The sequence below is a fragment of the Pseudomonas sp. EA_65y_Pfl2_P74 genome (assembly GCF_963970575.1).
Taxonomy (GTDB): domain Bacteria; phylum Pseudomonadota; class Gammaproteobacteria; order Pseudomonadales; family Pseudomonadaceae; genus Aquipseudomonas; species Aquipseudomonas baetica_A.
In genome coordinates, this window is the sequence record NZ_CAXAOQ010000066.1 from 1 (window position 1) to 2,972 (window position 2,972).

Genomic DNA, 2,972 nt, shown 5'->3' on the forward strand with positions numbered 1-2,972 from the left:
AGACGATTAAGCGAGATTACGTGGCGCACATGCCCAAGCCGGATCGAGAAACGGCGTTGCGTAACTTGGCAATTGCCTTCGAGCACTACAACGAGCAGCATCCACACAGCGCCTTGAACTATCGCTCACCGAGGGAGTTCAGGCGCTTAGCGGCAGCATCAATTTAACGGGGAGTTGGTGTCCGGTTTGGTAGGGGCAAGTCCACATGCACATCCGGGACTTCAATCGCCAGTTAGCAAGCAGCGAGAAGCACAGTTTCAATCCGCATTGCGCAAGAGATTTTCAGTAGGAATGGAGTAAGCGGCAGGATCAGAGACTCGCAAAAGCAATTCCTCGCACCAGTTCCTCGATGACACTCAAAATTTTCTCAATGGGAGATGTCAGTGTGGTTAGGCCGCTGTGACCTTTCGCAGTGGGTTAGCGGCACCATCAGCTAGGATCGATCAAAGAGACATGGCGCGGGTAGCAAAGCCTTAAAGTGAAGCAAATGATGTAATGACGCGTCATTGAGGCCAATTTACGATTTACATTGAAGGAATCGGGAGATAAAGGATCAAAGCGTAGATATCGCGCAGTTACTTCCAAATCTATACTCAGACTTCCTTCAGCGTACTCCTGGCTCGAAATCTGACCAGCAGAGCCCCCCAAGCCCGCATAGGAAGGTACGCATAATGTATATTATGTTAAATCAGGTGCTATGTCAGATATGTTCATTTCCACTTATCCTCACTGTTCATTAAAAATGAGAGCGATTTCATCTGAATTGAGAACAACGAATATCACGCGGTTGGAAATTGAATCCCTTGTGTCAGTGTAAAGATCTATCGGCTAGTCCTTCGTAACCAAACCGAGATTACCTGTGAGATCGTGACCATCCTCATTGAACAGATTTTGAGTTCTCCTCTCCTGCTTGAGGTGGGCCAGAGTTTGGAAGAAACATTCCTCACACAGGTGCAGTTCATAGCGCTCCCCAGCATGGCTAGTGCCATAGCCCCAGTGAGCATGCAGTGTGCCGAACTGAGGCACGCCGACCAAGTAAGTGGAGCAACGACAAACATCGCATAGGACATCTGTCACGGCCTCGACTTCGACGCTTTCAGTTATTTTCATCGTTACCCCTTCAAGCATCTCGGTTGACGCAGCGAATTTCTAGCAATAAGGTATGCTGACTTGCTCTGGGACTCGCGGGCCAAAAGCCTCCCCCTAGAGACATATGACAGGCTCACCGTGATAGTGGGCCTTTTTTTATGTCCGAAATTCTACTCCCATGCTATCCCTGCCCCATTTGCTAGTCGAGATGGGGAGGAGTGATCACCATTTGCCATTTCAGCCCTTATTATTAAGCTTCGCCCGGAATAGAAATACGTGAAAAATAGGATTCATAACCTCGGGTTCTCCATGACTATTACTCTAGGTGAGCCCTTTCGCAACCTGGTGCGGCGACTAGAGTGACCGCCTACACTCCACGCCTAAGACGGCTGGCAATGTCACGTGAGATGACGTCCTTAGTCTTACGAACTATGAGTTCGACAGTCGCGGTTTCGAAGTATCTTCCCTCCTCTATCAGAGCGCTTCTGATGGTTGCGGGGAAGGCATAAGCGGATGTCAGGTGCGCTGTGGGATGACTTTTCCGCTATCAGGAAGCCGCTGCCTGATTGTCTAATAATTTTCATGTGTATCAAAATTAGGGAAATTATCCTTCAGACATAAACTCACTAATTTCAGTACACATGCGATGCTTTCATGCAGGTTCACCTGCGCTGGAATGATTGCGATGGGCCTTCCTCCAAATCAAACGCAGCAAGGGCAGATAGTTAGCCGCAGTCACCCCCCGCCTCCGTCGGATGCATCTCATTCACGATACGACTGATGACGGTCGACAGCCACATCTGATGAGCAATCAGTTCAGTGTCGTCTGGACCCTCTGCGCTAGCTACCTGATAGAGTGATCGCCACTCAATAACATTAGATGGCTCAATTCTGGCGCCGTCCGTAAACAATCCGTCAGACGCTAGTCGGTACGCATACGTATCTACGCCACATGCATCACCGCCAAGGAGTTTGACTCGCGCAAAATCCACTATGGCTTCTGCGGTCCATTGTGAAGTGCCGTTTAGCTCAGGGGAGATTGCTAGCTGGACGCCTACGATAGCTTCGTCTGAATCAGGTCGATCTATTTCGTGAAAAAGGTCGATCAGATCCTGGCCTGAGAGACGCCTAACTATACCGACACGTTCATCAGGTTGAGCGCGGAAGGCTACGGCTACGAACACTATCGTTGATGGCGCGTTGCCTTCCGACGACGACAAGTGGGCGCGATTCTGATGTACGGGCATATAGCTTTCCAAAAAAATGAACACTATAGATTGTAGCTCTATAGAGCTCAAAAAGGCTTCATCGTTCCTTTTGTGGATAAAGCAAAATGGAGCTGAAGGAAGCGTTCGCAATTGCGTTACGCAATACCCGTGTTCGACATGGTTTGACCCAGGAGGACTTTGAGATCGTGAGCAGCCGGACCTATCTCAGCACACTTGAGCGCGGCCTCAAAAATGTGACGCTGGAGAAGGCTTCAGAGCTCGCACAAAGGATGGACATTCATCCGTTGACTCTCCTCGTTGAGTGCTTTCTGCTTATGGATCCAGATGCTGATCTGAATTTGCTCTTTGAACGGATACGACGCGAAACTGAATTAGGCGCACGCAGCTAGAGACCAGATGGATTCGAAAACCGAAATCTATTGGCTTCCAGGCCTAGTGCGCTGTTAATCGTGGGACGGACTTGACATCTAGTGTCCATCATTTGTCAATGGGATCGGCAGATGGTAGCGCCCAACTCAAATAAACATCTATTTAGTTGAGTTATAGGCAAGGCAATTCAGCGCCCTCCCCATTAGATGATTCGGTTGTAATATCCGATAACTGTCAGACCCGGATGTTGCACAAAACCTCTTTGACAAGAGACAAGAAAAACGA

The 2,972-nt window shown here is 49.1% G+C and carries 3 protein-coding genes; 2 read left to right on the forward strand and 1 reads right to left on the reverse strand.

Annotation, left to right across the window (positions count from 1 at the left end):
- Positions 1-167: integrase core domain-containing protein (locus AACY18_RS27760; RefSeq protein ID WP_339466725.1), on the forward strand; the 167-nt coding region annotated here is incomplete at its 5' end.
- A 661-nt stretch (positions 168-828) separates the two neighbouring features.
- Here the strand turns inward: AACY18_RS27760 and AACY18_RS27765 are convergent.
- Positions 829-1,110 (reverse strand): hypothetical protein, encoded by a 282-nt coding sequence (locus AACY18_RS27765; RefSeq protein ID WP_339466830.1) that lies wholly within the window; start codon positions 1,108-1,110, stop codon positions 829-831.
- Between the two features lie 1,312 nt (positions 1,111-2,422).
- Between AACY18_RS27765 and AACY18_RS27770 the strand changes: the two genes are divergently transcribed.
- On the forward strand, positions 2,423-2,707 hold the full coding sequence (locus AACY18_RS27770; protein WP_150370558.1) for a helix-turn-helix domain-containing protein: 285 nt from the start codon (positions 2,423-2,425) through the stop codon (positions 2,705-2,707).
- Positions 2,708-2,972 lie beyond the last annotated feature (265 nt).